Raw genomic sequence first — 15,010 nt, 5'->3', positions numbered from 1 at the left:
CTCGCCGAAGGCATAAATGTCCTTCGGCGCGACACTTCACATGCGGGTGCGCTTGACCTTGCGGGCGATCTTGGCGGCCTTTGCCTTGGCACCGGCCTGTTTGCGGCGCACAGGCTTGCCGCGGGTCACGCTTGGGCCGCGCGGCATCGTCCGTTCATCCAGCGTCAGCAGCTCGACAATCAGCCCGCCTGTCACGGGGGCCGCCTCGATCAATTTCACGGTGACGCGCTGACCAAGGCGGATCAGCGTGCCGCTGTCCGACCCCATCAGCGTCTGGCTGTCGGCGTCATAATGGAAATATTCGCGCCCCAAGGTGCGGATCGGGATCATGCCGTCGGCACCGGTTTCATCGAGTTTCACAAAGACGCCAAACTTGGCGATCCCGCTGATCCGGCCGCCCATTTCCACCCCGATCCGGTCTGACAGGAATGCTGCCAGATAACGGTCGGTCGTGTCGCGCTCAGCGGACATTGACCGGCGTTCGGTATCAGAAATCTTTTGCGCGGTATCGCCAAGGTTCTCGACATCCCAGGGCGACAGCCCGTCCTTGCCCCAGCCATGGGCGGCAATCAGCGCGCGATGCACGATCAGGTCGGAATAGCGCCGAATGGGCGAGGTGAAATGCGCATAAGACCGCAGGGCCAGCCCGAAATGGCCCAAATTGTCAGGGCTGTAATAGGCCTGCGTCATCGACCGCAGGGTCGCCATATTGATCAGGTCGGATTGTTCAGTCTCGCGCGCGGCAATCAACAGCCGGTTCAGATGCGCGGTTTTCAGCACCTGGCCCTTGGCGAGCACCAGCCCCGATGCCTGCGCGACGTCACGCAGGGCGTCCAGCTTGTCGGGGTTGGGTTCTTCATGCACGCGGAACAGCAGGGGCGATTTTTTGGCGATCAGCGTTTCGGCGGCGGCGACATTGGCCAGCACCATGAATTCCTCGATCAGCCGGTGCGCATCCAGCCGTTCCTTGAACTGGACCGATGTGACCTTGCCATCGTCATTGAGGATGATCTGGCGTTCCGGCAGGTCCAGCTCCAGCGGCTGGCGCAGCGCGCGGGCTTTGACCAAAGCGGCATAAGCGGCATAGATCGGGCGGATGATGTCCTGCATCAACGGTGCGGTCTTGTCGTTCGGCTGCCCGTCGATGGCGTCCTGAACCTCTTCGTAATTCAGCGAGGCCACGGATTTCATCAGCCCGCGATGAAATTCATGCCCGATCTTCTGCCCCTGCGCGTCGATCCGCATCGCCACAGCGATACAGGCGCGGTCCACGCCTTCGTGCAAGGAACACAGATCGCCCGACAACCGGTCTGGCAGCATCGGCACCACGCGGTCGGGGAAATAGGTGGAATTGCCGCGCTTGCGCGCCTCGTTGTCCAGCGCAGTGTTGGGTTTTACATAGGCCGCGACATCGGCGATGGCGACCCAGATGATGAAACCTCCCGCGTTTGCAGGGTCTTCATCCGCTTCGACAAAGCAGGCATCGTCATGGTCGCGCGCATCCCACGGGTCGATCGTGATCAAGGGCAGATCGCGCAGGTCCTTGCGGCCTTTGACGCCCACGGGTTTGGCGGCATCGGCCTCGGCCACCGCGTCATCGGGGAAATGGTCGGGGATGCCGTGCTGGTGGATCGCGATCAGTGATACGGCGCGGGGGGCGGTGGGGTCACCCAGACGCGCGACAATGCGCGCTTTGGGCAGGCCGAGCCGCCCTTTCGGTCCGGCCTGTTCGGCCTCGACCAATTCGCCGTCCTTGGCGCCGCCCGTCGCTCCGGCGGGGACGACCCATTGTTTGTCTGCACCCTTGTCGATGGGTAGCACGCGCCCGCCTTCGGACCCGGCACGGAACACGCCCAAAATCCGCATCGGATTGGTGCCGATCCGGCGGATCATGCGCGCGGTATGGGTGTGATCCTCGGTCTTGTCCAAGGTCAGACGCCCCAGAATCCGGTCGCCCGCCCCCAGCGCGGGATCGCTGGAGCGCAGGAGCATCAGCACGCGGGGTTCCGGCCCCTGGCCTGTCCATTCCAGCGGGCGGGCGAACAGGTCACCATCCGCATCGGGGGCCAAAATCTCCAGCACGGCGACCGGCGGCAGATCTTCAGCATCGCGATAGGAGGACCGGCGCTTGGTCAGCTTACCCGCCTCTTCCAGTTCCTTGAGGATGCGCTTGAGGTCAATCCGCGCCGCTCCCTTGATCCCGAACGCGCGCGCGATGTCGCGCTTGGCGGTCTGGGTGGGGTTGTCGGCGATGAAGGCGAGGATTTCGGATTTCGAAGGGATCTGTGTCATCCCGCTGCCCTAGCATGGTGCAGGCAGGGCGTCATCACATTTACCTGTAAGGTGGATTCAAATCCACCTTACGCGAAATAATCCGCCAAGATCCGCCCGTAAATCGCCTTGAGCTGGACAATCTGATCGACTGCCACCCGTTCATCGACCTGATGCATGGTCTTGCCCACCAGCCCGAATTCCACCACGGGGCAATGATGCTGCACAAAGCGCGCATCCGACGTGCCGCCGGATGTGGACAGCACCGGATCGCGCCCTGTCTCGGCCTTGACCGCCTTGCCCACCAGATCGGATAGGGGACCGGGCGGGGTGATGAAACTTTCGCCCGAGACTTTGACCTGCATCGCGATCCGCACGCCGAAATCGGCGGCGACCTGATCGGCTATGCCCTGCATCCATTCCGTCAGGCTTGCGCCAGAATGCAGGTCGTTGAAGCGGATATTCACGCCCGCCTTGGTCTGCGCCGGAATAACATTGGTTGCCGGATTGCCGGTATCAATCGTTACCACCGCAAGGGTCGATGGATCGAAATGGGCGGTGCCTTGGTCAAGCGCATGGCTGGCCAGTATATCCACCAGCCGCGCCACCGCAGGCAACGGGTTTTTCGCGCGATGCGGATAGGCGGAATGGCCCTGCACGCCGGTCACGGTAAAGGTCGCGTTCAGCGACCCGCGCCGCCCGATCTTCATCGCCTCGCCCATCACGTCGGGGCATGTGGGTTCGCCCACCAGACAGACCGACATCGCCTCGCCGTTCGTGGCCATCCAGTCCAGCAGGGCGGTCGTGCCATCCAGCGCGTCCCCTTCCTCGTCCCCAGTGATCGCCAGAATGACCGCGCCGTCGGGGGGCGTGTCGGTCACGAAATCAAGTGCTGCGGCAGCAAAGGCCGCCACACCCGATTTCATATCCGTGGACCCGCGCCCGTAAAGATAGCCGTCCTTGATGACCGCGCCAAACGGCGGCATTGTCCATGCCGCCTCGTCGCCAAGTGGCACGACATCGGTATGGCCGTTGAAGCCGAAGGTCCGGTTTGCCCCCTGCCGCCCCCAACGCGCGAACAGGTTGGACACGCCACCACGGTCAACGCGGGTACAGGTGAACCCGCCTTTGGTCAGCAGGTCCTCGAGCAAGACCAGCGCGCCACCCTCAACAGGTGTGACGGACGGGCAGCGGACCAGATCGGCGGTCAGGGCGACAGGATCAATCATGGGATGACTTGAACGCCTCTTGCGCGGCTGGGCTGGCCTCGGTCTGGTGCTGCGCGCGCCAGTCGTCATAGGGCATGCCATAAAACGCCTCGCGGCCTTCGTCCTTGGTCATGGGAATCCCGCGTTCAATTGCGGCTTCCTGATACCAGCGCGACAGGCAGTTCCGGCAAAATCCGGTCAGGTTCATCATGTCGATGTTCTGCACGTCGGGGCGGTCGGTTTGCAGATGCTGGCGCAGGCGGCGAAAGGCGGCGGCCTCCAGTTCAATGCGTGTCTGGTCGTCCATGTCTGTCTCCTTCATAGCTGGCTGTCTTGCAGGATATTTTGCAGGATCGGCGCAAGCCTGTCGGCCCAAGCCATCTGGCCTGCCTCATCCGCGATCAAGTCTTGGCGCAATTCGATCAAGACATTTGGGCGGCCATGTTGCAAGGCGTGCCGGTCAATCGCATCGCCGGGCAAATGGCCTGCGTAAGGCTCGTTCTCGCCCGTACACCAACCCTGCGCACGGCAGGCGGCGATGAAAGGCTTTGCCAGCCGGTCGTCATGCGCGAACAGCACGCCAACCTCCCAAGGGCGAGGCGCGCGCGACCGCAGGCGGGGGGTAAAGCTATGGATGGCGCAGATCACCGGGCGCTGCATCTGTGACGCCAGATCGGCATAGGCATCGTGATAGGGCCGGTACAGCCGGTCCAGCCGTTCGGTCAGGTCTTGCGGCCCCGCATGGCGGTTGGCGGGAATGATCGTGCCGTCGTAAAGGCGCATCAGCAGGGTCGGGTCATCCTCGCCCCGATTGGGGTCGATCACCAGCCGTGAAAAGCGCGACAGGATCGCGGGGCTGTCCAGCAGCGCAGCGAGATGCCGCGTTACCCCTGCGGCCCCGATATCATAGGCGATGTGGCGGCCCATATCGGCGGCGCGCAGCCCAAGATCGCCGTCCTGTACCCAATCGGGCACATGGTTGGTCGCATGGTCGCAGGTCACAAGCCAGCGGCCGGGCCGGTCCGCGCCCTCGATCTCGTAGGCTGGGTGTGTCATTCTCATGTCACTGCATTTAGGCTAGTTGTCGGCGGAAGGGAATTGCGCAATAAGGGCGCAAAGCCTGCTGTTACCGCTAACGGGCATTACCAAAGGGATTGACCATGAAACGCCACCGCAACGTCAAGATCGTCGCCACGCTTGGCCCTGCTTCCAACGATTACGCGATGATCCGCGCCTTGCACGAGGCGGGCGCCGATGTGTTCCGCCTGAACATGTCGCATGGCGACCACGAGGAAATCCGCAAACGGCATGCCATCATCCGGCAGGTGGAAAAAGACCTCGACAGCCCGATTGCCATTCTGGCGGATTTGCAGGGGCCGAAATTGCGGGTCGGCGTCTTTGCCAATGGCGAAGAAGAACTGGTGCCGGGTGCATCTTTCCGGCTTGATCTGGACAAGACCGATGGCGACGCGACCCGCGTCTGCCTGCCGCATACCGAGATTTTTGATGCGCTGGAGCCTGGTGCGCATCTGCTGGTTAATGACGGCAAGATCAAGCTGCGCGTCAAGGATTGCGGCGCGACCTTTGCCGATTGCGAGGTCATCGTCGGCGGCACCATTTCCAACCGCAAGGGCGTGAACGTGCCGGACGTGGTGCTGCCGCTGGCCGCCCTGTCGGACAAGGACCGCAAGGATCTGGAATTCGTCTGCGAACTGGGTGTTGACTGGCTGGCACTGTCCTTCGTGCAGCGCCCCGCCGATGTGGACGAGGCGCGCGTGCTGGCCAAAGGCCGTGCCGCGATCCTGTCCAAGATCGAAAAGCCCGCAGCGGTCAAGAATTTCGACGAGATTCTTGCCGTCAGCGACGGGATCATGGTCGCGCGTGGCGATCTGGGCGTCGAACTGCCCGTCCAGAACGTGCCGCCGATCCAGAAACAGCTGGTGCGCAAATGCCGTGCTGCGGCCAAGCCGGTGATCGTGGCGACGCAAATGCTCGAATCCATGATCGAAAGCCCGATGCCGACACGCGCCGAAGTATCCGACGTGGCGACCGCGATCTATGAAGGGGCCGATGCGATCATGCTGTCTGCAGAATCCGCCGCCGGATCCTATCCGATCGAGGCAGTCCAGACGATGGATAATGTCGCCAGAGAGGTCGAAGCCGACCCCACCTATACCGAGATCATCGAAGCCTCGCGCCGCGCCGTGCGTACCAGTGTCGCTGACGGGATCGTGTCAGCTGCGCGCGAAATCGCGGAAACCACCGATATCAAGGCGATCTGCTGTTTTTCCCAATCTGGGACCACCGCGCTTTTGGTGGCGCGTGAACGCCCGCGTGTGCCGATCATCGCGCTGACCAGCCATATCCGCACCGCGCGGCGGTTGTGCCTGTCATGGGGCACCAATTGCGTGATCACGGGCGAGGTGAACCGTTTCAAGGATGCCGTGATCGCGGCTGTACGCGCCACGCTGGCGCAGGGGATGGCGACCAAGGACGACATGGTCGTCGTGACCGCAGGCGTGCCGTTCAACACGCCGGGGTCAACCAACATCCTGCGCGTCGCCCCCTGCGAGGAGCGTTTGATTTACGCCTCTGAAACGGAATGATGTCTGGCAAATGCGGCCAGCACAGTCATCGGCCGTTATCTGAACTGAACAGGCTTGCACCTCGGACGGTTGCGTCCTATACGGCAGCCTTCACCCGCGCGTCCGGCCAATGTGGCATGCCGAGTCGCGCGTCCGACCGACCTTAAGAGGAGACGGAAATGCCTAAGATGAAAACGAAATCGAGCTGCAAAAAGCGGTTCAAGGTGACGGCAACGGGCCGCATTCTGGCCGGTCAGGCCGGAAAGCGCCACGGCATGATCAAGCGCAGCAACAAATTCCTCCGCAACGCGCGTGGCACCACGACGTTGAGCAAACAAGACGAAGGTATCATCAAGCCGATGATGCCTTACGCACGTTGATTAGAGGGATTTGAGATATGCGCGTTAAAGGCGGAACAGTTACACATCGTCGTCACAAGAAAGTTCTTGATGCGGCAAAAGGTTATTATGATCGCCGGTCCAAGACCTTCAAGGTCGCCAAACAGGCCGTCGACAAAGCCAACCAATATGCCACCCGTGACCGGCACAACCGCAAGCGCAACTTCCGCGCTTTGTGGATCCAGCGGATCAACGCCGGTGTGCGTTCGGTAGACGAGACACTGAACTACTCCAAGTTCATCAACGGTCTGGCCCTTGCCGGCATCGAAGTCGACCGCAAGGTTCTGGCCGATCTGGCCGTGAACGAGCCAGAGGCGTTCGCGACAATCGTTGGTCAGGCGAAAGCGGCGATGGCGTAAGCCAAGGCTGCTGATTGATACGAAAGGCCGCTCTGAAAAGAGCGGCCTTTTGCGTTTGAGCCCCAGCACCTTGCGCGAACCCCGCCCTTTCGCTAACCCCTGCACAACCAGATCAAGAGGCGCGCCATGGACGACCTGAAAGCCAAATACCTTTCCCTGATTGCCGCAGCCGGTGACGAGGCCGCGATTGAGGACCTGCGCATCACCGCCTTGGGCAAGAAAGGCGAGATCAGCCTGCAGATGCGCGAACTGGGCAAGATGTCGCCCGAAGAACGCCAGACCGCCGGCCCCGCGCTGAACGCGCTGAAGGACGAGATCAACAGCGCCCTTGCCGCGAAAAAGGCAGCCCTTGGCGATGCTGCCCTTGATGCACGCCTGCGCGGCGAATGGCTCGACGTGACCCTGCCATCGCGCCCCCGCCGTCAGGGAACGATCCACCCGATCAGCCAAGTCACCGAAGAAGTCACCGCCATCTTCGCCGATATGGGGTTCAGCGTCGCTGAAGGCCCGCAGATCGAATCGGATTGGTACAATTTCGACGCGCTGAACATCCCCGGCCACCACCCCGCACGGGCGGAAATGGACACGTTCTACACCCACCGCTCTGCGGGCGATAACCGCCCGCCGCATGTGTTGCGCACCCACACCAGCCCCGTGCAGATCCGCAGCATGGAGGCGACAGGCGCCTCCACCCGCATCATCTGCCCTGGCCGCGTCTACCGCGCCGATTACGACCAGACCCACACACCGATGTTCCATCAGGTCGAAGGTCTGGCGATCGACAAGGACATCTCCATGGCCAACCTGAAATGGGTGCTGGAGGAATTCGTGAAATCCTATTTCGAGGTAGACCACGTCGACATCCGCTTCCGCGCGTCGCATTTCCCCTTCACCGAACCTTCGGCCGAGGTGGATATCCGCTGTTCATGGGAAGGCGGTACGCTGAAAGTGGGCGAAGGCGACGACTGGCTCGAAATCCTCGGGTCCGGCATGGTGCATCCAAAGGTGCTGCAGGCCGCAGGCGTGGACCCGACCCAGTGGCAGGGCTTTGCCTTTGGCATGGGCATCGACCGCATTGCGATGTTGAAATACGGCATCCCCGATCTGCGGGCGTTCTTTGATTCCGACCTGCGTTGGCTGCGGCATTACGGATTTGCAGCACTCGATGTGCCGACGCTGCATGGTGGGTTGTCGCGGTAGGTTTGATAGGTCCCGCCCGGCAGCGCCGGGCAGCCCCCGACCCTCCCCCCGGGGAGGGGGCTTCACCCCCCCCCCCCCCCCCCCCCCCCCAGGCTCGGGGGGGGGCTGCCCTCTGTTGCGATGGTCCTTACCGCGCCAATGCCGCAGCCCTGACCGCACTCAGCGTGGCGCCTGTGCTCAGCGCTTCTTCATCCACCTTGCAGGCGATGATCGCGAACGTCCCTGCGGCCTGCGCGCGGCCAAACGCTGCGACGAAATCGGCAGAGGTTGTGACCGTCTCGCCATAGCCGCCATAGGCGCGGGCGAGGGTGGCGAAATCGGGGTTGGCCAGCATCGTGCCGGACACGCGGCCCGGATAATGCTTTTCCTGATGCATGCGGATCGTGCCATAGCGGCCGTTGTCCATCACCACGACGATGGGTGTCGCCCCGTGCTGGGCTGCGGTGGAGAGTTCGTTGCAGGTCATCTGGAAACAGCCGTCACCTGCAAGGCAGACCACCGTCCGGTCGGGATATTCGAGCGACGCGGAAATTGCCGCCGGAAAGCCGTATCCCATCGACCCCGATGTGGGAGCCAGCTGTGTGCCGTGTTTCTTGTAGACGAAATAGCGGTGCAGCCATGCCGCGTAATTGCCTGCGCCGTTGGTCAGGATCGCATCGTCGGGCAGATGGTCGGACAGCCATTTGATGACCTGTTCCTGTTTCAGCGCGCCCGGGCTTTCCTGCGGGCTGATCCATGCGTCGTAATCGGCCCGTGCGGCGGCGGTCCAGCTGGACCAGTCACCGACGGGGCTTGCCGCGGCCAGCGCGCGCAGGGCGGCGGGGGCGGTCGTCACCACGCCAATATCGGGGGCATAGACGCGCCCGATCTCGTCGGCGTCGGCATGGATGTGGATGATCGTTTTCTGTGGGGCGGCGGGGTCGACGAGCGTGTAGCCCTGCGTTTCTATATCGCCAAAGCGCGTGCCGATCAGCAGCAGCAAATCCGCCTCGCGCACACGGGCGGCAAGGCGCGGGTTGATCCCGACGTTCAGATCACCGGCATAGCAGCCGTGGTTGTTGTCGATATAATCCTGCCTGCGGAAACTGACCGCCACGGGCAGGTGATGCTGTTTGGCAAAGGCTTGCAGATCGGTCTGCGCCTGTGCTGACCAATGCGGCCCACCCACCACGACCAGTGGGCGTTCCGCCTGTCCCAGCGCGTGCAGGATCGCATGCTTCGCATCTGCGGGCATCTCGGTGGGATATGTGTCGCTCATCCGGATGTCTGGCACATCGGCGTGATCGCTGAGCATGTTTTCGGGCAGGGCCAGCACCACGGGGCCGGGACGGCCCGACATCGCCACGCGGAACGCGCGCCCGATATATTCGGGCAGCCGGTCGGTGTGATCGATCTGGGCGACCCATTTGGCGATGGGGCCGAACATCGCCTTGTAATCGACCTCTTGGAATGTCTCGCGGTCGGTGTGCCGGTTGTCGATCTGGCCCACGAACAACACCATCGGCGTGCTGTCCTGCATCGCGATATGGATGCCTGCGCTGGCATTGGTGGCCCCCGGTCCGCGGGTAACGAAACACACGCCGGGCTGGCCTGTCATCTTGCCATAGGCTTCGGCCATCATCGCGGCACCACCTTCCTGACGGCAGACAATATTGGCGATGCCGCTGTAATACAGCCCGTCGAGTGCGGCCAGAAAGCTTTCCCCCGGCACCGAGAATACGCGCCGCACACCCAGCTTTTTCAGTTGATCGCTGAGTATCTTCCCGCCGTGCCGCTGCATGATTATCGTCCTTGCCATTTCGCGCGGATCATGTGCGAAAGCTGCGGGTTGTTCAATCGCACAATCGGGTTAGGTATTTTGTCGAACAAAGAAAGACGGATAGATGACAACACTTCTTGGGATATCGGGGTCGCTGCGCAAAGCCTCGACCAACACCATGCTGATGCGCAACGCGGCCGAGATTTTCGGCCCCGACTCCTATTTCGAAGGGGACATCCGGTTCCCGCTTTACGATGGTGATCTGGAAGAGGCCGAGGGTATCCCTGCCGCCGTCCAGATGCTGGCCGACCAGATCGCCGCTGCTGATGCGGTGATCATTGCGACACCGGAATACAACAAGGCCATGTCAGGCGCGCTGAAAAACGCGCTCGACTGGGTTAGCCGGACCAAGGGCGGGGTGTGGAAAAACAAACCGCTGGCGATCATGTCCGCGACAGGTGGTCGCGCCGGCGGCGAGCGGGCGCAGTTTTCGCTGCGGCTGGCCATGATGCCGTTCCGTCCGCATATTTTGCAGGGGCCAGAGGTACTGGTCGCCAACTCCGCCAAGGAATTTGACGAGAATGGCAAGCTGACCGGCGAGATGTACATTAATCTGTTGGCCGAATTGATGGGCGATCTGCGCGCGTTGACCTGATTTGCGCGCCAATACTGGCAATTTCATGCCGCACTCCCTACATCGGCCGGAACCGCAGTAACAGGTAAGTTGGTAATGGGTGCAGGTGGCAGTAACGGTGGAACGAGGCAGTTCCTGATCGGGCTGATCATGATGATCGGGGGCGGCTATCTGCTGCTGAACGGGATCGTCGTGCGGCCCAGTCTGGGTGGCCGCATCTTCGGGGTTGGCGGGATGCCGGTGACATCAGGCATGATCCTGATCCCGCTGATGTTCGGGATCGGATTGATTTTCTACAACGCCAAAAATCGGCTTGGCTGGATCATAGCGGGTGCATCGCTGATTGCGCTGGTGTTTGGCGTGATTGCGAACACGACCGTGCAATTCGCACGGCTCAGCATCTTTGATCTGTTGGTTATTTTGGTATTGCTGGTGGGCGGTGCGGGCCTGTTTCTGCGCAGCTTGCGCAAGTCAGGCTGACCGCCCCGCCATTTCAATACCCCAGCGCACAACCATCTTTGCGTGGGTCGCTGCCGCCTTCCAGCACGCCATCGGGATGGATGAGGATCGCCTGTGACCCGCCGATTGCGGTGTCGGGCGTCTGGACGTTATGGCCCCGCGCGCCCAGTTCCGTCTTGACCGCATCACTATAACCGTTTTCGACGTTCAACACATTGCCTTCGGCAAAGCTGCGGGGCGCGTCGATCGCAGCCTGCGGCGACAGGCCGAAATCGGTGATGTTAGATACGAACCGCGCATGTCCGGTCGCCTGATACTGCCCGCCCATGACGCCGAATGGCATCATGACCTTTCCGTCTTTCTTCAGTATCGCCGGAATGATTGTGTGCATCGGGCGCTTGCCGCCGGCCACCTCGTTCGGGTGGCCCTGTTCAAGGGTAAAGCCCGCGCCACGGTTATGGAACAGGATGCCGTACTTGTCCGATGCGATACCCGACCCAAAGGCATGGAACACCGAATAGATCAGCGACACGGCCATCCGGTTCTTATCGACGACGGTAATATAGATCGTGTCCTTGTGGACAGCCTCGGCCCCTGGCAATCCGGCGGGCATGGCGCGTTTGGGGTCGATCAACGCCGCAAGCTTGGCCGCTGTTTCTGGCGCGGTCATGTGATCTAGCCGCGTCATGTAGCCCGGATCAGCCATGAACCGGTTGCGCGTGTCATAAGCAAGCTTGGTCGCCTCGGCCTCGACATGCGCGCGCGCAGCCCCCCAAGGGTCCATCGCGGCGATGTCAAAATGCTTGAGGATGTTCAAAAGCAGGATCGCGGTGGCTCCTTGGCCGTTCGGCGGATGCTCGCACAATTCCAGCCCGCCATAACCGCCCGTGATCGGATCGGTGTAATCGCAGGCGGTCGCGGCAAAATCCTCCAGCGTGTGGGTGCCACCCTGCGCGCGCAGTGCAGCAACCATATCCTCTGCCACCTCGCCCTCGTAGAAACCGGTGCGGCCGTGCAGGGCGATGCGGCGCAAGGCTTCGGCCTGGCGCGGTGCGGCAAAGACCTGACCGGGGCGGGGCGGTTTGCCGTCCAGCAGGAACAGATCGCGCGCTGTGCCTGACAGGTTGCTATCGGCCTTGCCCCAGTCAGAGGCGACGCGTTCAGCCACCGGCACACCGGTTTGCGCATAATGGATCGCGGGGGCTAGCACGGCTTTCAGCCCCAGCTTGCCCCAGTCCTTGGACAAACGACAAAAGGCATCGACCGCGCCTGGCACACTGACGGCATCGGCGCTGTAGGGCGCGATCACCGGCCCCTTGGCGCGCAAGGCATCCGCATTGATCCCCGCAGGCGCGCGGCCCGATCCGTTCAGCGCCAGCACGCGGTCTTCGCCCGGGGGGGTAAACAGTACGAAACAATCACCGCCGATGCCGGTCATCTGTGGTTCGCAAATCCCCAGCAGCACCGCCCCCGCGATGGCGGCATCCACGGCATTGCCGCCTGCTTCCAGCATCTGCACGGCGACCTTGGTTGCCAGCGGATGCGATGTGGCGCACATGCCGTTGGTGGCGTAAACGGCCGACCGGCCCGGTTTGTGAAAATCGCGCATCTGCTGTCTCCCCGTCGATACAACTGAGACCCTACGACAATCCTAGGCGGCTGCAACGGCAAACGGGGGTTTTCCTTTGGCCGATGCGGGCATAGTTTCGGGGCAATCAACGAAAGGTGAGTCAATGCAGGATGTCGTAATCACCGGGGCTGCGCGAACAGCGATGGGCGGCTTTCAAGGCGTTTTCGCCGATGTGGACGCGCCGACCTTGGGCGGTGCAGCGATTCGGGCGGCGCTCGAAAACGCTGGTGTGGCGACGGTGGACGAGGTGCTGATGGGCTGCGTTTTGCCCGCCGGTCAAGGGCAGGCACCGGCACGGCAGGCGGCCTTCCTGGGCGGCTTGGGCGAGGAAGTGCCGGCCACCACGCTGAACAAGATGTGCGGGTCCGGCATGAAGGCCGCGATGATGGCCTTTGACCAGATCACCGCAGGCAGTGCCGATGTCATGATCGCAGGTGGCATGGAAAGCATGACCAACGCGCCGTACCTGATGCCAAAAATGCGCAGCGGCGCGCGGATCGGGCATGCTCAGGTCATCGACAGCATGTTCCTTGATGGGCTGGAAGACGCCTATGACAAGGGCCGGCTGATGGGTACCTTTGCCGAGGATTGCGCAACGACCTACCAATTCACCCGCGCCGCACAGGACGATTATGCGCTGCAATCGCTTTCAAACGCCTTGGCGGCTCAGGACAGCGGTGCTTTCGACCGTGAAATCACCCCCGTCACGCTGAAAACCCGCACGGGCGAGGTCAGGATCACCGCGGACGAACAACCCGCCAAGGCGCGGCCCGAAAAGATTCCCACCCTCAAGCCCGCCTTCCGTGACGGCGGGACAGTGACAGCGGCCAATGCATCCAGCATTTCCGACGGCGCAGCCGCCCTCGTGCTGGCACGCGGCGATACGGCCACCAACATCCGCGCACGGATCATGGGCCACGCCAGCCACGCGCAGGCGCCCGGCCTGTTCACCACGGCCCCTGTGCCAGCGGCGCAGAAACTGCTCGCCCGTCTTGGCTGGTCCGTCGGTGATGTCGATCTGTGGGAAGTGAACGAAGCCTTTGCCGTCGTCCCCATGGCCTTCATGCGCGAGATGAATATCCTCCGCGACCGCATCAACGTGAACGGCGGCGCCTGCGCGCTGGGCCACCCGATCGGGGCATCTGGCGCGCGGATCATCGTGACCTTGCTTAACGCGCTGGAAACCCGCGGATTGCGGCGCGGCATCGCGGCGATCTGTATCGGCGGCGGTGAAGGCACAGCGATTGCCATCGAACGCCCGTAACATCTTCCGAGCACAAATATCCTTCGGGGGACATGCCGCAGGCATGGGGGGTGGAAAACCCCCTGCAACATCAATTCAGGACAGAACATGCGCGTTGATTACCCGACCCTGCACCAAACCATTGCATCCCTGACCGAAGGCGAGACTGATCAGGTGGCCCTGATGGCCACCGTCGCTTGCGAGGTCCACCACAGCGACGACCGGTTCAACTGGACAGGATTCTACCGTGTTGTCGGCCCCGAGCTGCTCAAGATCGGCCCCTATCAGGGCGGGCATGGCTGCCTTGTCATCCCCTTCGCGCGGGGCGTCTGCGGTGCTGCGGCGCGCACCGGTCAGGTGCAATTGGTGCCGGATGTTGATTCCTTTCCCGGCCATATCGCCTGCGCCAGCAGCACACGTTCGGAAATCGTGCTGCCGGTCTTTGCTGCCAGTGGCGCGCTGATCGGTGTGTTCGATATCGACAGCGACAAGCCCGATGCCTTTACCCAAGCCGATGCTGATGCTTTGACCGACATTTTGCACAGCGTTTTTGCGCGCTGAGGCCTTTGTCGCGGCCATGGCCGCGCCAAGCCTCCGGCGGGGATATTTTGGCTCGGAAGATGTCGGAGACCGGCGCTTTTCTGGCGCAAAAGGCGTTTGCAGATTGCTGCGAACCCCCTAGCGTGAAAATTGATGGAAGATTTTCATGCCTCCGCTTCGTTTGACCTGCAAGGGGCCGATTTGCGCGCCCTGCGCAAGGCGCGCGGGCTGACGCTGACCGCCTTGGCGGAGCGTGTCGGCAGGTCGGTCGGCTGGCTGAGCCAGGTCGAACGGGACCTGTCCAGCGCCAGCGTCGATGATATCGCAGCCCTTGCGCGGGTGCTTGATGTCGCCACATCAAGCCTGCTGGCGTTGGGTGGTGGGCAGGAGGCGGGCAGGATCGTGCGCGCAGACAATCGCCGCCCGATCGGCAACCGCAACCCCGGCCTGACGGAAGGCTTGCTGTCGCCCGATCTGACCGATGATTTCGAAGTGATCCATTCCCGCTTTGCCCCCGGTGCGCGGCTGGACCATGCCGTCAGCCGCCCGACCCAAGAGGTGGGCTATGTCGTCGCGGGTCATTTCGATCTTTGGATCGAGGAAACACTGTTCCATCTGCACCCTGGCGACAGTTTCCGGCTGCGCGGCGATCTGTTCCGTTGGGCCAACCCCTATCCCGAAACCTGCGAGATCATCTGGGTGATCTCGCCGCCCGTTTATTGAG

General features: G+C 62.4%; 15 protein-coding genes. 9 read left to right on the top strand and 6 right to left on the bottom strand.

The window, feature by feature from the left end; all coding sequences use genetic code 11:
- Positions 1–36: 36 nt before the first annotated feature.
- The 4 genes from rnr to SKA53_RS09875 form a co-directional block, all read right to left on the bottom strand.
- Complete coding sequence (rnr, locus tag SKA53_RS09890) at positions 37–2,292, bottom strand: ribonuclease R (protein ID WP_007206000.1); 2,256 nt, start codon at positions 2,290–2,292, stop codon at positions 37–39.
- Between the two features lie 68 nt (positions 2,293–2,360).
- The gene (dapE, locus tag SKA53_RS09885; RefSeq protein WP_007205999.1) at positions 2,361–3,500 is read right to left on the bottom strand and encodes a succinyl-diaminopimelate desuccinylase; all 1,140 of its coding nucleotides are present in this window, start codon (positions 3,498–3,500) and stop codon (positions 2,361–2,363) included.
- The gene (locus tag SKA53_RS09880; RefSeq protein WP_040483255.1) at positions 3,493–3,786 is read right to left on the bottom strand and encodes a DUF1244 domain-containing protein; all 294 of its coding nucleotides are present in this window, start codon (positions 3,784–3,786) and stop codon (positions 3,493–3,495) included. Before SKA53_RS09880 ends, dapE begins: the two co-directional genes overlap by 8 nt.
- Positions 3,787–3,797: 11 nt before the next feature.
- Entirely contained in the window at positions 3,798–4,535 is a 738-nt protein-coding gene (locus tag SKA53_RS09875; RefSeq protein WP_007205997.1) for an N-formylglutamate amidohydrolase, read from the bottom strand.
- A gap of 104 nt (positions 4,536–4,639) precedes the next feature.
- Here SKA53_RS09875 and pyk point away from each other — a divergent pair, with 104 nt between their 5' ends.
- From pyk to pheS, 4 genes are all read left to right on the top strand, one after another.
- Positions 4,640–6,085: a pyruvate kinase gene (pyk, locus tag SKA53_RS09870; RefSeq protein WP_007205996.1), complete on the top strand. Its 1,446-nt coding sequence runs from the start codon at positions 4,640–4,642 to the stop codon at positions 6,083–6,085.
- Between the two features lie 158 nt (positions 6,086–6,243).
- Entirely contained in the window at positions 6,244–6,444 is a 201-nt protein-coding gene (gene rpmI, locus SKA53_RS09865; protein ID WP_007205995.1) for a 50S ribosomal protein L35, read from the top strand.
- A gap of 17 nt (positions 6,445–6,461) precedes the next feature.
- Positions 6,462–6,821 (top strand): 50S ribosomal protein L20, encoded by a 360-nt coding sequence (rplT, locus tag SKA53_RS09860; RefSeq protein ID WP_007205994.1) that lies wholly within the window; start codon positions 6,462–6,464, stop codon positions 6,819–6,821.
- Between the two features lie 126 nt (positions 6,822–6,947).
- Complete coding sequence (gene pheS / locus SKA53_RS09855; protein WP_007205993.1) at positions 6,948–8,021, top strand: phenylalanine--tRNA ligase subunit alpha; 1,074 nt, start codon at positions 6,948–6,950, stop codon at positions 8,019–8,021.
- A gap of 127 nt (positions 8,022–8,148) precedes the next feature.
- On the opposite strand, the gene SKA53_RS09850 is transcribed toward pheS, so the two are convergent.
- Positions 8,149–9,801 carry a thiamine pyrophosphate-binding protein gene (locus SKA53_RS09850; protein WP_007205992.1) on the bottom strand — a complete coding sequence of 551 codons (1,653 nt, stop codon included), beginning with the start codon at positions 9,799–9,801 and terminating at the stop codon, positions 8,149–8,151.
- Between the two features lie 103 nt (positions 9,802–9,904).
- Here SKA53_RS09850 and SKA53_RS09845 point away from each other — a divergent pair, with 103 nt between their 5' ends.
- Both SKA53_RS09845 and SKA53_RS09840 read left to right on the top strand, forming a co-directional pair.
- Positions 9,905–10,435 carry an NADPH-dependent FMN reductase gene (locus tag SKA53_RS09845; protein ID WP_007205991.1) on the top strand — a complete coding sequence of 177 codons (531 nt, stop codon included), beginning with the start codon at positions 9,905–9,907 and terminating at the stop codon, positions 10,433–10,435.
- A 75-nt stretch (positions 10,436–10,510) separates the two neighbouring features.
- A complete protein-coding gene (locus SKA53_RS09840) occupies positions 10,511–10,894 on the top strand; it encodes a hypothetical protein (protein WP_007205990.1) in 384 nt (127 codons plus the stop codon).
- Between the two features lie 13 nt (positions 10,895–10,907).
- On the opposite strand, the gene SKA53_RS09835 is transcribed toward SKA53_RS09840, so the two are convergent.
- Positions 10,908–12,482 (bottom strand): gamma-glutamyltransferase family protein, encoded by a 1,575-nt coding sequence (locus SKA53_RS09835; protein ID WP_007205989.1) that lies wholly within the window; start codon positions 12,480–12,482, stop codon positions 10,908–10,910.
- A 124-nt stretch (positions 12,483–12,606) separates the two neighbouring features.
- Between SKA53_RS09835 and SKA53_RS09830 the strand changes: the two genes are divergently transcribed.
- The 3 genes from SKA53_RS09830 to SKA53_RS09820 all read left to right on the top strand — a co-directional run bounded on the left by SKA53_RS09830 (position 12,607) and on the right by SKA53_RS09820 (position 15,009).
- Positions 12,607–13,767, top strand: a complete 1,161-nt coding sequence (locus tag SKA53_RS09830; RefSeq protein ID WP_007205988.1) for a thiolase family protein — start codon at positions 12,607–12,609, stop codon at positions 13,765–13,767.
- Between the two features lie 87 nt (positions 13,768–13,854).
- The gene (locus SKA53_RS09825) at positions 13,855–14,307 is read left to right on the top strand and encodes a GAF domain-containing protein (RefSeq protein ID WP_007205987.1); all 453 of its coding nucleotides are present in this window, start codon (positions 13,855–13,857) and stop codon (positions 14,305–14,307) included.
- Between the two features lie 132 nt (positions 14,308–14,439).
- The gene (locus tag SKA53_RS09820; RefSeq protein ID WP_007205986.1) at positions 14,440–15,009 is read left to right on the top strand and encodes a helix-turn-helix domain-containing protein; all 570 of its coding nucleotides are present in this window, start codon (positions 14,440–14,442) and stop codon (positions 15,007–15,009) included.
- The last annotated feature ends 1 nt before the right edge of the window (position 15,010 follow it).

Origin of the sequence: Yoonia vestfoldensis SKA53, from assembly GCF_000152785.1 — a bacterium.
Taxonomy (GTDB): domain Bacteria; phylum Pseudomonadota; class Alphaproteobacteria; order Rhodobacterales; family Rhodobacteraceae; genus Yoonia; species Yoonia vestfoldensis_A.
Note: the sequence above shows the minus strand (reverse complement) of the source record. Positions and strands in the feature narration are given on the sequence as shown.

Bases quoted from the DNA above. Each gene is read 5' to 3' on its own strand.
- SKA53_RS09880 (WP_040483255.1), bottom strand. From the start codon at position 3,786: ATGGACGACCAGACACGCATTGAACTGGAGGCCGCCGCCTTTCGCCGC.
- SKA53_RS09830 (WP_007205988.1), top strand. From the start codon at position 12,607: ATGCAGGATGTCGTAATCACCGGGGCTGCGCGAACAGCGATGGGCGGC.
- SKA53_RS09875 (WP_007205997.1), bottom strand. From the start codon at position 4,535: ATGACACACCCAGCCTACGAGATCGAGGGCGCGGACCGGCCCGGCCGC.
- SKA53_RS09840 (WP_007205990.1), top strand. From the start codon at position 10,511: ATGGGTGCAGGTGGCAGTAACGGTGGAACGAGGCAGTTCCTGATCGGG.
- SKA53_RS09835 (WP_007205989.1), bottom strand. From the start codon at position 12,482: ATGCGCGATTTTCACAAACCGGGCCGGTCGGCCGTTTACGCCACCAAC.
- SKA53_RS09820 (WP_007205986.1), top strand. From the start codon at position 14,440: ATGGAAGATTTTCATGCCTCCGCTTCGTTTGACCTGCAAGGGGCCGAT.
- rpmI (WP_007205995.1), top strand. From the start codon at position 6,244: ATGCCTAAGATGAAAACGAAATCGAGCTGCAAAAAGCGGTTCAAGGTG.
- rplT (WP_007205994.1), top strand. From the start codon at position 6,462: ATGCGCGTTAAAGGCGGAACAGTTACACATCGTCGTCACAAGAAAGTT.
- pheS (WP_007205993.1), top strand. From the start codon at position 6,948: ATGGACGACCTGAAAGCCAAATACCTTTCCCTGATTGCCGCAGCCGGT.
- dapE (WP_007205999.1), bottom strand. From the start codon at position 3,500: ATGATTGATCCTGTCGCCCTGACCGCCGATCTGGTCCGCTGCCCGTCC.
- SKA53_RS09825 (WP_007205987.1), top strand. From the start codon at position 13,855: ATGCGCGTTGATTACCCGACCCTGCACCAAACCATTGCATCCCTGACC.
- pyk (WP_007205996.1), top strand. From the start codon at position 4,640: ATGAAACGCCACCGCAACGTCAAGATCGTCGCCACGCTTGGCCCTGCT.
- SKA53_RS09850 (WP_007205992.1), bottom strand. From the start codon at position 9,801: ATGCAGCGGCACGGCGGGAAGATACTCAGCGATCAACTGAAAAAGCTG.
- SKA53_RS09845 (WP_007205991.1), top strand. From the start codon at position 9,905: ATGACAACACTTCTTGGGATATCGGGGTCGCTGCGCAAAGCCTCGACC.
- rnr (WP_007206000.1), bottom strand. From the start codon at position 2,292: ATGACACAGATCCCTTCGAAATCCGAAATCCTCGCCTTCATCGCCGAC.